The sequence below is a fragment of the Mesorhizobium sp. M0904 genome (assembly GCF_040319475.1).
Lineage (GTDB): Bacteria > Pseudomonadota > Alphaproteobacteria > Rhizobiales > Rhizobiaceae > Mesorhizobium.
This window is the reverse complement of the sequence record NZ_JAMYOC010000001.1, coordinates 310,138-327,416: the sequence shown is the minus strand read 5'-3', so window position 1 is coordinate 327,416 and position 17,279 is coordinate 310,138. Positions and strand designations below refer to the sequence as shown.

Annotated in this window: 14 protein-coding genes; 9 read left to right on the top strand and 5 right to left on the bottom strand. The window is 58.5% G+C overall.

The window, feature by feature from the left end; all coding sequences use genetic code 11:
* Positions 1-36 precede the first annotated feature (36 nt).
* The 4 genes from NKH80_RS01670 (at position 37) to NKH80_RS01650 (ending at position 5,280) form a co-directional block, all read left to right on the top strand.
* Positions 37-1,467, top strand: a complete 1,431-nt coding sequence (locus NKH80_RS01670) for a DUF4214 domain-containing protein (RefSeq protein ID WP_352691200.1) — start codon at positions 37-39, stop codon at positions 1,465-1,467.
* Positions 1,468-2,071: 604 nt separating this feature from the next.
* Positions 2,072-2,266 (top strand): hypothetical protein, encoded by a 195-nt coding sequence (locus tag NKH80_RS01660; protein ID WP_352989204.1) that lies wholly within the window; start codon positions 2,072-2,074, stop codon positions 2,264-2,266.
* 624 nt (positions 2,267-2,890) lie between these two features.
* Positions 2,891-3,952, top strand: coding sequence for an NAD-dependent epimerase/dehydratase family protein (locus tag NKH80_RS01655; RefSeq protein WP_352989201.1), 1,062 nt, complete (start codon positions 2,891-2,893; stop codon positions 3,950-3,952).
* Between the two features lie 5 nt (positions 3,953-3,957).
* A complete protein-coding gene (locus NKH80_RS01650; RefSeq protein WP_352989197.1) occupies positions 3,958-5,280 on the top strand; it encodes a DUF4910 domain-containing protein in 1,323 nt (440 codons plus the stop codon).
* Between the two features lie 37 nt (positions 5,281-5,317).
* On the opposite strand, the gene rfbC is transcribed toward NKH80_RS01650, so the two are convergent.
* Positions 5,318-5,857 carry a dTDP-4-dehydrorhamnose 3,5-epimerase gene (gene rfbC / locus NKH80_RS01645; protein ID WP_352691204.1) on the bottom strand — a complete coding sequence of 180 codons (540 nt, stop codon included), beginning with the start codon at positions 5,855-5,857 and terminating at the stop codon, positions 5,318-5,320.
* Positions 5,858-6,196: 339 nt separating this feature from the next.
* On the opposite strand from rfbC, the gene NKH80_RS01640 reads away from it, so the two are divergent.
* The 4 genes from NKH80_RS01640 to NKH80_RS01625 all read left to right on the top strand — a co-directional run bounded on the left by NKH80_RS01640 (position 6,197) and on the right by NKH80_RS01625 (position 9,377).
* Positions 6,197-7,492, top strand: coding sequence for a methyltransferase domain-containing protein (locus NKH80_RS01640; RefSeq protein WP_352989194.1), 1,296 nt, complete (start codon positions 6,197-6,199; stop codon positions 7,490-7,492).
* On the top strand, positions 7,489-8,304 hold the full coding sequence (locus NKH80_RS01635) for a sugar phosphate nucleotidyltransferase (RefSeq protein WP_352691208.1): 816 nt from the start codon (positions 7,489-7,491) through the stop codon (positions 8,302-8,304). The genes NKH80_RS01640 and NKH80_RS01635 overlap by 4 nt, the downstream gene beginning before the upstream one ends.
* On the top strand, positions 8,301-8,954 hold the full coding sequence (locus tag NKH80_RS01630) for a PIG-L deacetylase family protein (protein WP_352507554.1): 654 nt from the start codon (positions 8,301-8,303) through the stop codon (positions 8,952-8,954). Before NKH80_RS01635 ends, NKH80_RS01630 begins: the two co-directional genes overlap by 4 nt.
* 156 nt (positions 8,955-9,110) lie before the next feature.
* Positions 9,111-9,377 carry a hypothetical protein gene (locus NKH80_RS01625; RefSeq protein ID WP_352507555.1) on the top strand — a complete coding sequence of 89 codons (267 nt, stop codon included), beginning with the start codon at positions 9,111-9,113 and terminating at the stop codon, positions 9,375-9,377.
* 139 nt (positions 9,378-9,516) lie between these two features.
* Here the strand turns inward: NKH80_RS01625 and NKH80_RS01620 are convergent, their stop codons facing one another.
* A complete protein-coding gene (locus NKH80_RS01620; protein ID WP_352507591.1) occupies positions 9,517-10,275 on the bottom strand; it encodes a LuxR C-terminal-related transcriptional regulator in 759 nt (252 codons plus the stop codon).
* A gap of 562 nt (positions 10,276-10,837) precedes the next feature.
* The gene (locus tag NKH80_RS01615; protein WP_352507556.1) at positions 10,838-11,494 is read right to left on the bottom strand and encodes a Crp/Fnr family transcriptional regulator; all 657 of its coding nucleotides are present in this window, start codon (positions 11,492-11,494) and stop codon (positions 10,838-10,840) included.
* Positions 11,495-11,887: 393 nt separating this feature from the next.
* On the opposite strand from NKH80_RS01615, the gene ligD reads away from it, so the two are divergent.
* A complete protein-coding gene (ligD, locus tag NKH80_RS01610; RefSeq protein WP_352989190.1) occupies positions 11,888-14,509 on the top strand; it encodes a non-homologous end-joining DNA ligase in 2,622 nt (873 codons plus the stop codon).
* Between the two features lie 707 nt (positions 14,510-15,216).
* Here ligD and NKH80_RS01605 read toward each other — a convergent pair.
* Positions 15,217-16,293, bottom strand: coding sequence for an FAD-binding oxidoreductase (locus tag NKH80_RS01605; protein ID WP_352989362.1), 1,077 nt, complete (start codon positions 16,291-16,293; stop codon positions 15,217-15,219).
* A gap of 91 nt (positions 16,294-16,384) precedes the next feature.
* The gene (locus NKH80_RS01600; RefSeq protein ID WP_352647118.1) at positions 16,385-17,242 is read right to left on the bottom strand and encodes a LysR family transcriptional regulator; all 858 of its coding nucleotides are present in this window, start codon (positions 17,240-17,242) and stop codon (positions 16,385-16,387) included.
* Positions 17,243-17,279 lie beyond the last annotated feature (37 nt).

Sequence of the window (17,279 nt, the reverse complement as noted above, 5' to 3'; positions counted from 1 at the left end):
CCGAATTTCGAAGTGGGGTAGGGAGGCCCGTGTGCCGTGTCGTTTCGTCTTGCAATCGCTGCGGCCTGCCTGCTCGCAACAGCTGCGCCTGCATCCGCCGATTTCCTCTGGGGCATCAATGGCCATCCAATAGTTTCCTATCCGGGCATCCCGGTCGAAAGGCAACTCGATTTCATCAAGGATCTCGGCCTCAAATCGTACCGGGTCAACGTCACGGCAGAGGACCAGGTAGATAGCCTTGCCCACCTTGTCGAAGCGGGAAAGACGAGAGGGATCGAGATCCTGCCCCTCATCACGCCCGGAGTCGACCTGGACAAGGACAACCCGGACGAGCTCTACGGGAATGCCCGGAGACTGGCGGTCACCCTCGGCACCAGGTTCAAGAACGACATTCGGGTTTGGGAACTCGGTAACGAGATGGAGAACTATGCCATCATCAAGCCCTGTGAGAAACGCGACGACGGCTCGCAATATCCATGTGGATGGGGGCCGGCAGGAGGAACGGGAACGCTCGACTACTTCGGCCCGCGCTGGGTGAAGGTGAGCGCCGTCCTCAAAGGCCTGTCCGACGGCATGACAGAGGTCGACCCGGGGATCAGGAAGGCGTTGGGCACCGCCGGATGGGGCCACACCGGCGCGTTCGCGCGGATGAAGCACGACGGGATCGCCTGGGATATCTCGGTCTGGCACATGTACGGCGAAGATCCAGAATGGGCTTTCCGCGAAATTTCTGGTTATGGCAAGCCGATCTGGGTCACCGAATTCAACAATCCTTCCGGAAGTCAGCGCAGCGAGCGGCAGCAGGCCGACGGTATCAAGCAGGCAATGACGCGGCTTCGCGAACTCAAGGAGAAGTACAAGGTCGAGGCCGCACACATCTACGAACTGCTCGATGAGACCTACTGGGCCCCGAGCTTCGAAGCCAATATGGGGTTGGTGAGGCTCGTGGGTCCCTCCGATGGCAAATGGGTGACCGGTGAACCGAAGCCTGCCTACAAGACGGTACGGGACTTCACCCGCGGTCCTTTGCCGATGACCAAGCCGCATCGGGACTGCGACACCGAGACCATGGCTGCAGACCAGTCCACGCAGGTGCGGCAGGCAAGTTTCGTCTACTGCCTCATCCTTGGCCACAAGGGCGACACGGCCAGCGTGAATCAATGGTCGGCGGCACTTGAAAGCGGAGACACCAAACTCGCCGACATGATCATGGAAATGATGCGCTCGGACGAATACGAAACCAGATATGCCACGATCGGCCTAACGGACCGCGACTATGTCGGTTTTTTGTATTTGCTGCTTCTGAACCATCCCGCGGACGGTTACGGACTGGAAAGCTACGCCCGCCAGTTGCGTGCGGGCTCCATGACGCGTGAGGCCGTGGCCTTCGGAATCATCACTTCGGCGGAGTTCAAATCCAGGCACGCCGCCATCCGCGAAACCTCCACGGTGCCGAACCCTGAGTGAGCAGAGCCAATGAGCGCCATACGTGAGCCACGGGAGGTCGCGGCCTTGCCACGACCGCAAGGCGAGGCAGCGGCAACCGCCGGCGGCAGGGAACCGGGCATCGCCATCTTGGGCCTGTTCGGCTGCGGCAACCTTGGCAATGACGGCTCGCCCGAATCCATGCTCTGTTCCTCAAGGAGAAGCGACCCAACGCGCGGCTCTTCTGCATCTGCCAGATCCCCGAAGCCGTAGCCAAAACTTTCGGCATCGAAACGCTCCCGATCCGGATCGCGAGAGGAGAGGGGATCGCCGGCCTTCTCGACTGCATTTTCCTGAAAATCCCCCGCAAGGTGATGGATTTCCTCCGTGCAGTCCGGCACATCCGCAAGGCGAAAGTCATAGTCGTGCCTGGAACGGGAATCCTTGACTATTTCGGCGACCGCCCGTTGGGCATGCCCTTCGACGTCTTCAAATGGTGCCTTGCAGCGCATCTCGCGGGAACGCGCATTGCTTTTGTCAGTGTAGGTGCCGGGCCGGTGGGACATCGCCTCAGCCGATGGCTGATAACAAGCGCGGCCCGCATGGCGGACTACCGGAGCTACAGGACACTGCCTCGAGGGAATTCATGGCAAGCGTCGGCGTCGACACCAGCCGGGAGTCGATGGATCCCGATCTCGCTTTCACGCTGCCCGTTCCGCAATCTGCCAATGCCGACCCTTCACACCCGCTCACGGTCGGTGTCGGCGTAATGAACTACCGCGGCTGGTGCGGTTTCGAGGAGCGCGGGCTGGGCATCTCTGAATCTTATTTGCCAAAGTAGCGATATTCGTCACCTACCTCCTGGCCAGCGGCTACAATGTCCGCCCTCGCACAGGCGACGAAGGTGATACTCCCGCGGTCGAGGCGGTCCTGGCGGCCCTGGGCGAAACTGATACCCAAGGGCTTTCGTGCCCACCCGTCCATTCCCTTCGCGACGTCTTCGGCCAACTCGCCCTGACCGATCTCGTGGTGGCGATCCGCTTCCAGTATTGTGGCCGCCCCGATGGCGGGAAAGCCCGTGATATCACTGGGCTATGCGCTGAAGAACGACCAATTGCCCGGTCAGAGCGGTTCCGTCAGAATTTTGCCAGCGCGTCGAAAGCTTCGATGTCGAAATCTTGATCAGGCAGTGGCTTGTGGCGCATCGGGAAAGAACATGCGCGCAGGGTCCGTAACAGCGTCGAAAAATTCAGGGAGAGCCTCGAAGTCCAGCACGAATTCCTGCTCTCGACCATCCTTTGACGGAAAAGCCGTCGAAAGGACTAGGGGCTCACCGCCCGAAAGAGGTAGCCGACGGTAAGGCTTCGTCCAACGGGGCATCCTGATCGCCCATTGGCGTTCTCCCCCACTCCTCTCAGCCCACGTAGCCTCTGCGTGATCATATCCGCCCGAGAAGAGGTGTGCGATGAAAGTCATAGTAACCGGTCATCAAGGCTATATCGGCTCGGTGATGGTGACGATGCTGCTCCGTGCTGGGCATTCGGTAACAGGCTACGATAGCGACCTGTACCGGCGCTGCACCTTTGCTTGGGGAGGAGAGCAGGCTTCCGTCCCGTCCATCCAAAAGGACGTCAGGGACGTGCAAGCGCGCGACCTCGAAGGATTCGACGCCGTCATTCACCTGGCGGCTCTTTCCAACGACCCGCTGTCCGACTTCGATCCAGACATCACCTACGAGATCAATCACAAGGGTAGCGTCCGCTTCGCGAAGGCGGCCAAGGAGGCGGGCGTGTCGCGCTTCCTCTTCGCGTCATCGTGCAGCAATTACGGACAGGCGGGCGACGGAATGGTCGACGAAACGGGCGAGCTCAAGCCGGTTACGCCCTACGGCTGGTCCAAGGTGCTTTCCGAACGGGATATTTCCGAACTGGCCGACAGCAGCTTCTCTCCGACCTATTTCCGGCCCGCCACGGCCTACGGGCTGTCGCCCCGGCTCCGCTTCGACATTGTGCTGAACAATCTTGTCGCCTGGGCCGTTACCAGAGGGGTGATCCTCCTGAAATCCGACGGGACACCGTGGCGGCCGATCGTCCACATCGAGGACATTTCCAGGGCGTTTATTGCCGGACTGGAAGCACCGCGCGAGATCATTCACAACGAAGCCTTCAATGTGGGTCGGACGGATCACAATTACAGGATCCGCGATATAGCCAAGATCGTCGCCGAGGTCGTGCCGGGCTGCCGACTCGAATTCGCGTCCGATGCTGGACCCGACAAACGATCCTATCGCGTCAGCTTCGACAAAATTGCGCGTACCCTGCCTGCCTTCAAACCGCAATGGGATGCGCGTAAGGGTGCCGAGCAGCTTTACCAAGCTTACCGCAAGTCGAATGTTACTCTCGAGGAATTCGAGGGGCCCCGCTTCCAGCGCATCGGCCATATCCGGTACCTTTTGGCCAAGGGACTTTTAGTCGGGCGCATGCGGGTCGCTGAACGTTCGACAACGCTGGATGTCGCAGCCGAGTAATCGGAATGGAACACCTGAACCCCTACGGACTCGGGCCGCCGCCGTCTTCTTTCGGCGTTGGCCAGGAAATCTATGCCTTGGTCGAACGTCTCTTTCCGATCTGCAGGAGCATCACCGGAGACGGGGTGCGACAAACGCTGGATATCCTATCGGGACACGTTGAATTGGAAAGGCACGAAGTGCCCACCGGGACGCAGGTGCTCGACTGGACTGTTCCGAGGGAGTGGAACATCCGCTCGGCGAGCATCACCGGCCCGGACGGGAAAACGGTCGTGGATTTCGCCGACTCCAACTTGCACGTCGTCAACTACAGCGTACCCTTCAAGGGAGTCCTGCCGCTCGACGAACTGCGGCCGCACATCCATACGCTGCCTGAACAGCCAGAGGTGATCCCCTACCGCACCTGCTATTACGCCCCGGCATGGGGCTTCTGCGTTGCCTACGAACGTGTCGCCAAGATGCCCGACGGGCTCTATCGCGTGGAGATCGATGCCGAACTCAAGGACGGCAGTCTCACTTACGGCGAATACCTGCACTGCGGGCAGACGGAGCGGGAATTCCTTCTTTCGGCACACATCTGCCACCCCTCACTGGCCAACGACAACTGTTCAGGCCTGGCCCTGCTGGCAACCCTTGCTAGACGCCTGAAGGCAAGGAAAACAAGATACAGCTACCGCTTCCTGTTCGCTCCGGGCACGATCGGCTCGATCGCATGGCTGTCGCTCAACGAGGACCGGACACATCTGATCGACCACGGTCTGGTGCTGTCATGCGTTGGCGATGCCGCTAGCCCGGCATATAAGCGCAGTCGTCAGGGCGACGCCTTCATCGACCGTGCCATGGCCCATGTGCTCGGGCAGGAAGCAGGGGCAAAGTTGATGGATTTCTCCCCTTACGGCTATGATGAGAGGCAATATTGTTCGCCGGGCTTCAATCTTCCAGTCGGCATGTTTCAGCGAAGCGTCCACGGCACCTTCCCCGAATACCACACGTCGGCGGACAATCTCGACTTCATCGGCCCGGAGCACCTGGAAGACTCCTTCCGGATTCTGACGGATGTGATCGACATCGTCGAAGGGGACTGGACGCCTTCGAACCTTTTTCCCAAGGGCGAACCACAGCTCGGCAGACGCGGCCTCTACGCAGCCCTGGGAGGGCAGAAGTCTTCGGGAGCAACCTCGATGTCCCTGCTTTGGGTGCTCAATCTCGCCGACGGACAGCATTCGCTTCTTTCCATGGCGGAGTGCTCGGGTCTGCCATTCAGGGAATTGGCCGCCGCCGCGAGATTACTGTCAGATCACGGTCTCCTGGCCGAGGGGCCTCCATGAGCGCTGTTGAACCTTTCGCTTCCAGTCTTTCGGTTCATTAGGGGACCGGCTTCTTGACCAGCGGCCACGTCCTGTCTTTCTCCGACATGGAGGTCGGCATCAAAGGCCAGTTTATCGAAATGGCGGGGTCGCTGTAGCGGACGCCTTTCGATGCGTGGGGTGTATAGAACTGCGATATGAGATACGAGACCTCGGCATCGTTCGTCAGGGTCTGGAGCCCGTGGGCGAACCCGGCAGGGATGTAGACCTGTTTCATGTTTTCGGGCGTCAACTCGAAACTCAGCCAGCTGTAGCGCGTCGGCGAGTTCAGGCGCAAGTCCACGACGACATCAAAAATCGCGCCGCGGACACAGGAGACAAGCTTTACCTCGGCATACGGATCCTCTTGATAATGCAGCCCCCGGAGGGTTCCCTTTTCGACCGAATGAGCGCGGCTGTGCTGGACAAAGCGCGTCGCCAGCCCGCAATCAGCCATTTCTTTTTCGCAGAACAGGCGGGTGAAGGAACCGCGGTCGTCAATCACCGGCGTCGGTTCGATCAGCCAGACACCCTTCAGCTCCGTTTCGGTAAACTGCATGTCAACCTTAGCCCCAGTTGCCGGGTAAGGACCGGCAGTCCAATTGTTGGCATCGCCCGCTCGGGCTGGAAGAGCTACCTAAGTCTTAGGTGGCTTCTCCGATGGCGGTATGCCGGGCCGGTCGCTTACCCGATCGAGGGTCTTGGCGGCTTCACTGCCCCTACGGTTTGCCTATTAGGATTAAGGCAACCCAACGGATTGGCAAATCGAACCCGCGCGCGCACCGTCCTAAGCTGCCGCTGCCATAAAAGAAGCACCTCCTGCGGAGCGCGGCGGCAAAGGTTCTTGGTCAGGCCAATGGGTCTCCGTCTTTTCAAACCGGCGGGACAGGAGCACGGAATGAACATTCAGGCTGTCGAAATCGTTCGCGAGCATAACGGGGCACGCCGGACTGCCAGCTGCAGACTTTGCGGATCGCGCCTGTGCCACACGCTAGTTGATCTAGGCATGTCGCCTCCTTGCGAGGGCTTCCTGCGGGCCGACCAGCTCGACCAGATGGAACTCTATTACCCGCTCAAAGTACTGGTCTGCGACAGCTGCTACCTGGTGCAACTCAAGGAGTACATGAGCCCCGAGACCATCTTCAGCGAATATGCCTACTTCTCTTCCTTCTCGACAAGTTGGGTAGCCCACTCGAAAGCCTATTGCGAGGCGATCACGAAGCGGCTTGGGCTTGGAACTCACAGCTTTGCGGTGGAACTGGCAAGCAACGACGGTTACCTGCTGCAGCACTTCCTGCCGCTCGGCGTTCCCGTGCTTGGCGTCGAGCCGGCGGCCAACGTTGCGCGCGCTGCAGTCGAGAAGGGCGTGCCTACCCGAGTCGACTTTTTTGGAGCGCGGCTGGCAAATGAAATGGCGGCCGAAGGGCTTCACGCCGATCTCATCATTGGCAACAACGTCCTGGCGCAAGTGCCGAACCTCAACGACTTCGTCGCGGGAATGAAAATCCTTCTCAAACCAGAGGGCGTAATCACTCTCGAGTTCCCGCACATCGAGCGGCTGATGGCCGAGAACCAGTTCGATACCATCTACCACGAGCATTTTTCATATTTCTCGCTGCTGACGATCGATCTGATGGCGGCCCGCCACCGGTTGCGGCTCATTGATGTCGAGGAACTGCCCACCCATGGCGGCTCGCTGCGTGTTTATCTCGCCAACGAGGTCAGCAGCTGGGCCGTGGATCACAATGTCGGCGAACTCCTCGACCGTGAAAAGAGGCACGGGCTGACTGTAATGACGACCTACACCTCCTTCGGCTACAAGGCGCAGCGCGCGAAGCGAGATCTCCTAGCGTTCCTGATTTCGGCTAAAAACGAAGGCAAGAGGATCTGCGGGTACGGCGCGCCTGGCAAGGGCAACACGCTGCTCAACTACTGCGCTATCGGCACCGACTTCCTCGATTTCACGGTGGACCGCAATCCATATAAGCACGGCCGCTTCACGCCGGGCATGCACATCCCAATCAAGCCCATCGACGCGATCGATCAGGCCAAGCCAGATTACATCCTAATCCTTCCGTGGAACCTGAAGGACGAGATCGTCCAGCAGATGCACCATGTCGTCGCTTGGGGCGCGAAATTCGTGGTGCCAATTCCTTTCGTGACAGTGATCGATTCATCGGAGTTACCAAGATGAAAGTCATCCTTTTCTGCGGAGGCCGCGGGACCCGGATCCGGGACTATTCCGAAAGCATACCGAAGCCGATGATTCCGCTCGGCCAGCAGCCGATCCTGCGCCACGTCATGCAGTGGTACAGCGATTACGGACACGACGAATTCGTCTTGTGCCTGGGCTACAAGGCAACCGTCATTAAGGATTTCTTTCTGAACACCCGGCCACAGACCTTTTCCGATTGCGTGGTCACGCATGGTGGCCAGGACGTGAAGCTGCTTGGCGACATCGTCAAGGACTGGAGCATTACCCTGCTCGACACGGGCATCTGGCGCAACATCGGAGAGCGCCTCTGGGCCGCGCGGGATCACGTCAGGAACGAGAGGATGTTCCTGGCCAACTACTCCGACGGCCTGACCGATGTCGACCTCGACGATATGATCGCGAAGTTCGAGGCCAGCGGCAAGATCGGCTGCTTCCTTGCCGTGCACGCGCCGCTGACATACCACTTGGCCGACATCGCGGAAGACGGCCGCGTGCGCGAGTTCCGCACGACGGAAACGTCGGAGGTCTGGATCAATGGCGGCTACTTCATATTCCGCCCCGAAATCTTCGACTACATACGCGACGGCGAGGAACTTGTTCTCGAACCCTTCGGACGACTCATCGCTGACAACAAGCTGATGGCGTACAAGCACGAAGGGTTCTGGCGTTCGATGGACACGCTGCGCGATTGGCAATCACTTGAAGACATGGTCGAAAAGGGCGACATGCCCTGGAATATGAAGGTCACCGCCGAGAAAAACAGGCGCAATGTGCTGCTGGCCGTATCATGAGGGGGCTTGGCCTCGCACGTCGCGGGGAGGAACTCTCGATCCTCTGCCTTGGTGCCCATTCCGACGACATCGAAATCGGTGCGGGAGGCACGATACTCGGCCTGATCGCGTCGGGCGTCAAACTAGACGTCCGCTGGTGCGTGCTGAGCGCAGGCGGTCGACGGGTCGCGGAAGCCAGGGCTTCGGCCGAAGCGTTCCTCGAAGGATCGAGCTCGTCCACGGTCGACGTTGCGGATTTCGAAGACAGCTACTTCCCTGCCCATAGCCGATCGATCAAGCAGTGGCTGACGGATGTAAGATCACGGGTTGATCCCGACGTGGTGTTAACCCACGCTAGGTTCGACGCCCATCAGGACCACCGGGAGGTTAACCAACTGACCTGGAACGTCTTCCGCGATCATCTAGTGCTCGAGTACGAGATCCCGAAATGGGATGGCGACCTTTGCCAGCCCAATGCCTACGTGCCGCTCACGGCCGACGTGCTGAAGCGCAAGATCGAGCTCCTCTACGAACATTTCGGGACGCAGCGCTCCAAGGACTGGTTCGACCGCGAGACATTCGCCGGGCTTGCGAGGTTGCGCGGAATGGAATGCCGAGCACCAGAGCATTTCGCCGAGGCCTTCACGCTCCGGAAGATCAAAATTCTTTAGCAGTTGGCCCATATTCTCCTGTGAATAAGGGTGGATCAACGAATTGATCGAGTGAAACAGCTTGTATTCACCGCCTGAGTTGATAAGAAAAAGAATACATACATTAAATATACCGAATTTTTACTACCATTTTGAATTTGAGGGGTTCACATCAAAATGGGCAAAGCAAAAATAGCTTCTGGATTGTCGTTCAGCGAAGTCCGGATCGGAACGGTCGAGGGCGGAGAAGCCGGAGTTCTGGTGTGGAAACGCGACCAACTGGTGGCGGTCCTTACCCAGATCGACGAGGAAGTCTACTCCACGAAAGGCAAATGGTTTCTCGAGACGGGGTTCGGGCTGCTGAGCGGGCAGCACAAGAATTTCGACACGATCGAGGAGGCCATACGATGGGTTGGCAGACACACCTATCCCGAGCCTGCTTAGACTGCAGATTGAGCGGCCGATTCCGCGGCAGCAATTAACCCGACTTACGCTCAACTGGGCAAACTGACGATCGTGCCGAAGACCCATGACGGAGGCCCTTCGACTTCCGGGACCCAAGGCAGGCAGCATTATGCCTGGGTCACTCTTGAGCCAGAGTTCCTTCCGCGAGGAGATCGTTGACCTTGTAGGCGACTTCCGTGCGGTTGGTCGCCTTCAGCTTCTTCATGATATTTCGGATGTGGACCTTCACGGTGCTTTCGCGCAGATTCAGTTCGTAGGCGATGATCTTGTTCGCCTTGCCGCGCCGAAGCGCTTGGGCAACCTCGGCCTGCCTGAGCGTGAACATGCCTGTCAAAGGCTGCGTGTCGCGACTGCCCGAATCTATCAGGTGCCGCATGGAAAGGACACTGCTCGCTGGCACGAAGATGCCGCCCGCTGCCGCAAGGTTGATAGCCTCGACACAGACGTCGATACCGACTGAGGTCGGAATGTAGCCGCGTGCGCCGCATTCGAGAGCGGTCAGTATCTGTGCAAGCTCTTCGGTGTCGGCCAGGATGACCACAGGAACTGATTTGAACTCGGACGAAATATGACTGATCTCGTCTGCGATGCCATGATCGGTGACCTTCCGGCCGCCAAGGTTGAAGAGTATGGCTGCAAGGGGAAGGGCCGAACCCTTCTTCACGCGCCATTCGCCGATCGAACCCATGGCGACGACCTGCATGCCGAGATCGTGGTCCACGAGAGCCGATGCGAGACACTCGCGGTCTAAGGCTCTTCCGTCCAGGATGAGGAGACATTCCCTGCCTGCTTGCCCGCGGACGCTTTCCGTTCCGTCGGACGGAACTCCTGACCGATTGGCCGAAGTGTAGTTATGCAGTTCTGCTGTGGAATCCATATCAATACCCACTCTTTCCCGAACAAGCCGCCTTGCGGCGGCCGATATAGTATCCTCATTCCCTAGCATTGAAGGTTTGATACCACGCCTTGTGAAAGGTCGAGGCTCGATTACCCCACTAAACCCTTTTGCAGTTCTCCGCCCTCAGCGAGACCAGCTTGGGAAGTGTAAGGTTTATTATTAAGCAGTCTCTAACATAGGTTGTCTTTTCATAATTTTCAGACAATCCCATGCCGAGCTGGACTGCAATCTGGCTGAAGACGCAGGCATGGACCGCCGCAGGCACTAGCGATCGACGTTCGACTGCCTGCTGGCGATGGCCAAGCGGCCCAACGCTTTAGCTCGAGAACGCTTGGTCTACCCGTACTATGTGGGCACTTGCAGATATTTCGGCAGTGCGCCGGTCCTCGCGACAGACCGTGTTGCCGTCGCGGCTGCCGCCGTCGAGACATACGCGGCCCTGCCAGGTATGCGGCGCACGACCAGTTGTCCGCAAACGTCGTGTCTCCCAGCGGAAAATTTACTGATGGCCGATGCGCTGCCGCTCGAACAGAGATACCCGTTACCTGAGATACTCTTTATCGAATCCGGCTGTTTCAACCAGCTTCTTGCGGTTGATCACCTCTACATGGCCTGACTTGAAAGAGACGAGATCGGCCTTGCGAAGTTCCCTTAATGTTCGGTTGACGTGAACGGTGGTCATTCCAAGAATGTCGGCCAGTTCATTTTGGGTAAGGGGACAATCATATCTTCCATGGGCCGACAGCCCAACCATGGAGAGCCTCTCCTCCAACTCGAGCAGGAAATGGGCCGTGCGCCTCATCGCGTTCCGCCGCCCGGTATTCATAAGATGTTCGGCAAGGATGGCGTTCAGGCGGGCCAGGGAGTAGGCGATCTTCTTGCCGAGGCGGCCGTCCGACAAGATCGCCTCTACCAGTTCCTTACTGGAAATTTCATAAACGGCTAGTTCGGTTATGGCCGCCAGTGACGCTAGACGGGGTCCGTCCGCACCACGGAAACCGACAATGTCCCCCCTAAGAGGAGTGTCGATGATCTGCCGTTCTCCGTCCAGTAATCCCTGGTAAAGGATGGCCCAACCCGATTTTACGATGAATATCTCGCTGTTGTCGTCATCCTGGCGGCATATCACCGAATGGGGTTTGTAGATTTTTGCGGTAACACCGAGAAAATCGTCGTTCCCCCACTCGTTCTTTGACAATGTCCCCCCTATGGGATGAGAGCTTATGAACTGCAATAATGTTTGCATGGAGTATCACGAGGCTGCTTCTATTTCCCATCACCTTCAATGTAATCTCCATTATCTCCCGGATAATTTCGACAGAACGACCTCTTACCCTAGGGGCAGGCTGGCCCACTGTCCTCGTCTGTTTGAATGAGGTAAACTGCGTCTAGCTAGGGGTGCTGCAAGGGCGGTTAAGCCTCCGAGTATCCACCGTAAGGAGGAGTGCCTGCCGCGTCCTGCAGTTGCGGGATCTTAGGCTACGCCCTTTGGCTCTCTTGCCCGGAATACCCACCTGCCGAAAGATGAGCCGTCGGACAGCGTCCTGCGTGCGCACACCAGGGCCAAACCAAGCGGGAGGGCCGATCAACAATGCAGGTCTCTTTACCGGGCTTGCTGGTGTGCGCGGCTATTTTGGTCGTTGCCTACTATTCCAGGGGAATGCTGATCATAGGCCTGATAGCTTCCCAGGCGTTCGGCGCGACGGCCCTCATGACCCTGACCTTTTTAGGTGGATCATCTCCACTGATCTACACCATGTTTGCGGCCCTGCTCGTCATGGCGGTTACTGCAAGGCGTCGCATCTGGTTCGACCTTGGCAGCGTATTCGGAAGCATCCGCCCTGTTTGGGTTCTCACGAGCCTCATAGCGTACGCAATCATCGGAGCATGGCTGTTTCCAAGATTCTTCGCAGGACAGACCGCCGTCTTCGTACAGTCGAAAACCCGCGGCGCCGTCGTCGAAGCTTCTCTCGCGCCGGTTTCGGGCAACGTTTCCCAGACGGGCTACTTCATTCTTGGCGGGCTCACCGCCATCGCGCTTTGTGCGCTGCTGCTGCACTCCAACAGGATCGATCAGGTCCGCCGCGGCTTCTTTCTGTGGTGCGGTCTGCACACAGGCATGGGGCTGGTCGATTTCATTGGCAAGAACGCTGGGGCGGGAGATTTGCTCTCCCCGATCAGAACCGCGAACTACGCCCTTATAACGGAGGCGGTCGAGGCAGGATTCGTTCGGATCACGGGACCTTTTTCGGAGGCCTCTTCCTTCGCTGGCGTTTCCCTCGCCTGCTTGGCATTCTGCTACACGTACTGGAGAAAGACTAAATCACGCCTTGCCCAGTGGCTGGCAGGCGTCCTGCTCTTCCTGACCATTCTGTCGACATCATCGACCGCCTACGCTGGTCTGATTCTCCTGTGCATTCCGGTCGCCTTCTCGACGTTGCTTTCGGTCCTCAGGGGGAAGGTTCAGCGCGAGGAGATACTGATAACCGCGCTAATGGCCACAGGCGTGGTGGCCATAATAGGCATCAGCCTCTACAATGCCGAGGTCCTAGAACCGTTCGTCAAGCTAATAAACGCCACCATTATCAACAAGGCGGATTCTGCCTCCGGCGAGGAGCGCACCTACTGGAACATCAAGAGCCTGCAATCCTTCCTGGACACCAGTGGCCTTGGCGTCGGTTTCGGCAGTTCGAGGGCATCGAGCTGGCCGATCGCAGTTCTGTCCCAGCTTGGCGTCTTCGGATCGCTCCTGATGACCATCATGCTCGGTGTCGTCGTCCGCGGAATGGGCCGGGTACGCAAATGGGTGGACCCGGAGACCGATGCAGTCGTGACGAGCGTCAGAAACGCTTCCCTCGCCAGCATAGTTGCCGGCTCAGTGTCAGGTGGCGGCGCCGATCCAGGCATTCTCTTCTTCACCGCATTTGCCGTCGTTGCCGCCACGAGGACGCATGCTCGGCGCACCATGGCAGCAAAACGATCAAACTGGCTACTGATCAAGCATAGCGATCAACAAGCTCGCGACGGTGATGGCGAAGCGGTCTTGGCGGAGGCCTCCGGCCGAACTGTGGCGACGATCGGCGCCGGAAAGCGTGCAGGCACAAAACCTTTTGCGATGAGCGGCTTCGCAGCAGGCAGTGGCGGCGTCGTGTGGGACAGTAACCCGGGCGCCCCCAGGGACAAGCGTGCTACCAAAAAAGCAAAGCCGTCCCAGCCCCACCGGAAAGCTGCCTCGCGCACTGCCGAGGCAAGAATGCCGGAGTTCATCGCCCCTCAAATGTGCGAGACCCTGTCCCGACCCCCTGGTGGGCGCGATTGGGTCCACGAGATTAAGCTCGACGGCTATCGAATCCAGCTGCGTGTTCAAGCCGGCGCCGTCACGCTGAAGACGCGCAAAGGCCTGGATTGGACCTACAAGTTTGCGGCAATTGCAAAAGAGGCGTCAAGCCTTCCCGATGTCATCATCGATGGCGAGATCGTGGCGCATGGCGAAAACGGAGCGCCGGATTTTTCCGCCCTACAGGCCGCTTTGTCGCTGACGAGAACCAATGACCTTGTCTTCTTTGCCTTTGACATGTTGTTCGATGACGCTGGCGATTTGCGGCAAATGCCGCTCTGCGCCCGGAAGGAGCGCCTGAAACAGATGCTAAGGAATGTTCATCATGGGGAGGGCAGTCAGCTCGTCCGTTATGTGGAACACTTCGCAAATAGCGGTCATGCGGCCCTGCGAGTTGCGGGCATCATCTCGAAGAAGATCGATGCGGTGTACGTGTCGGGCAGAAGCGATGGCTGGGCGAAATCCAAATGTCGGTCTGGCCATGAAGTGATTATCGGGGGGTGGTCATCCACCAACGGCAAGTTTCGGTCGTTGTTGGTTGGCGTCAATCGCGGTGACCATTTCGCCTACATTGGCCGGGTAGGAACGGGCTACAGTAAGACGAAGGTCAAGCAGCTTCTCCCACGTCTAAAGGCTGCCAAGGATAAGACGTCGCCCTTCACCGGCAATGGAGCCCCAAAAGAAGATCCGGCCGTATTTTGGACCAGACCGGAACTTGTAGCAGAAATCGAAATGGCGGGCTGGACACGCGGTGGCAATGTTAGGCAGGCTGCGTTCAAAGGTTTGCGCGACGACAAGTCAGCAAAAGACCTGGGAGCCGAGCGCCCCGCCTACGCCGGAACATCGAGGCGCCGAACCCTTAAAAAAGGCAAGTAGTTAAGCCGGCTGGCCGGCACAGGGCTCATGCATAGGAGACGTGCCTCATGGAAGATACCTGATTTGTTGGTTTGGATATTCACAAACAGCGGATTTCGATTGCGGTGGCGGAGAGTGGACGCTCCGGATCTCATGCGATCCGGGTTCTGATGAACGGCTTTTCCGTGGCTCTGTTTGGGCGCTCCAAGTTGAGAGCGTAGTCATTGCCTCTATACTAAGGCCGCTACCAACACTTAGGCCTGCCTCAATCCGACGCCGGGAGTCCCCTGCGAGTTGAGGGAAGCGACTATTCAATTGCGAAGCATCGGGTGGCCGCAGGCGGACCGCGCCGGCAAGGGATGATCCAGGAGCTCTTGCCTTCTGTTGTCAGATCGGCTTCCTATTAGTTTGGCGGGACGTCACCTTTCGGCTCGGACAACTTTACGAGTCGGGCAGACATCGTTTGATGCTGTAAGTCACCGAGTTCGCCACCGCATCCGAGTAGCTGCGAAGCCGGCTGGGCTGACCACCACTTGCCTTTGTCATGGTTGCAAAGGCAGCCAATTGGGCATTCGTTCCCTAGCGATCGTGCACGAGACGATCTCGCTGGTCAAAGTGGTAGGCGGAAAAAGGTTCCGAAACGCTAATCACTTGCGGTTGCAGTAGTATGGCCTGCTCGTGGAACGCAAAGCCTGCCCCGATTTCGTCCCGCGATGCGGATGCGACAATTAGAGATCAAGCCAAACGTCGCCTTGTGGGCAGCTGCAGCACGCCAGGACGTAGCCTGCCGATTTGTCCTCCAAGGTCAGCCCGCCTAGGTCATCCATGACGACTTCGCCGGACAGCTTGGCGATCCGGCACGTACCGCAAACTCCCTGCTGGCAGGCGGTCGGGACGTAGACGCCACATTGGCGCGCCGCTTCGAGCAAGGTCTCTCCAGGCGCGCAGTGATGCGCAATGCCGGAGCGGGCGAAGCGGACCGAAGACGAAATCTCTGAAGCCAGTACCGAACGCGAATTGTTGCCGCCTCCGAAGCTCTCCTCATGATACTGTGAAGGGGCGAGGCCGATCCCATCCAGGCAGCCGCGTGCCGCCTTCATGTAGGATTCCGGCCCACAGGCAAAGACGGTGCGGCTGTGGAGATCGGGAACCAGATTGAGAAGCATCTGACTGTTAATGCGTCCAGTTGGACCCGTCCAGGCTGGGTCTTCCCGACTGCAAATGCAAGTCACTTGAACATTGGGAAAGCGAGCGGCAAGTGCGTCCAGTTCTAGCCGAAAGATGATGTCGTCCGGCGTTCTCGCACTATGAATGAAGCGGATATCCTGGTCGGCTGCGCGGTCGGTAAGTGCCCGCAGCATAGACATGACGGGCGTTATCCCGCTGCCACCCGAAAGGAAAAGGGACTTTCCGTGCGGCAGATCGTCGAGATTGAACGAGCCGAGCGGCCCTTCGATCTCGATCCCATCGCCCGGCTTCAAATTGTCATGCAGCCAATTCGAAACGAGCCCGCCCGGCGTCCGTTTCACGGTGATCTGAAGGTCGAGCGGTCGCGTCGGCGGTGACGAAACGGAGTAGGAGCGCGTCACTGCGGCACTGTCGATCGTAAGGTGCACCAAAACATACTGGCCAGCGCTGAAGCAGAACATCCGATCTGAAGCGGGTGTGAGAACGAATGTTTTCACATCGTGCGTTTCGTCGATCACGCGCCGGCAGAGCACAAGTTGCGGCGTGCTCTGGGCCCACTGCCGATGACGCTTCGTCGGGACGAAGCCGGAGGGCCCAAAGGCCGCGTGTGCATTCATCATTCAACTCGGGTTTGAAGTCGAGCCAAGATGCCATTTCAAAACCCGCTTAACAGCCGCGCAATCCTACCTTTATGATCGGCAATTTCGATTAAACTTCCAGTGACATGACCGCCACCTGGAGAGCTCGGATGCCTTTACGAATAATGGGTTCGTGTTTGCGGCGCGCAAGTATCGCGGTATGGACTGGCTGGTGCAGCGTCGGCGCGCCCTCGACGAGGAACGATGGAAGTTCAGCTGTGAACCTGCGCGCATCATCGCTGCGCATGTAGCAGGTGCCGCCCGTTCGCCGCAGCATGATCTCCGCAAGAGTTTCCGATCCTGTCGAAAGCCGGCAGATCGCCAGTTGGGCCAGCAGTTCTGCGTGCGTCTTTTCCAGCACGGCGGTGTAGCCCGGGCGAATGTAGGTTTCAGGGTCGACGTCGGACAGCGTTCTGGCAGCCGTCGAAACCATCACATATTCCTCCACCATCAGATGTTCGTAGGCGATCTCAGGCAGGTAGCGAGGCGCATAAAGGACGGCGATATCCAGATTTCCCATGCTTAGGTCGCTGACCATCTGGTTCGAATAATCTGACTCGACATGGATCGAGGATTTTGGAAGCGCCTGGCACAATGTCTCGACCCATCCGGGCAGGACCGAGCGGGTCATGCCCACCTGTGCGGCGATGCGCAAGGTGCCCTCGAAGCGGTTGAACGCTCGTACGTCGTGTCGAGCTTGCGACCAGGTCGACAGCAAGGACCTGGCGTAGGCCTCGAACCGCCGCCCTGCGGCTGTCGGCTCAGCACCGGCGCGCCCGCGCTGAAAGAGCTCCGACCCGATCGCACTCTCCAGATTCTTGATGCGGGTGCTGATCGTCGACTGGGTCAGTCCCAACCGATCGGCGGTGCGGTTGAAGTTTCGCGACTCGATGATGTCGAGAAAGGTTTCGATGTGATCTAGCTGCACGCGACCTCCGATCGAAAAAGTCGATCATATTGCGCAG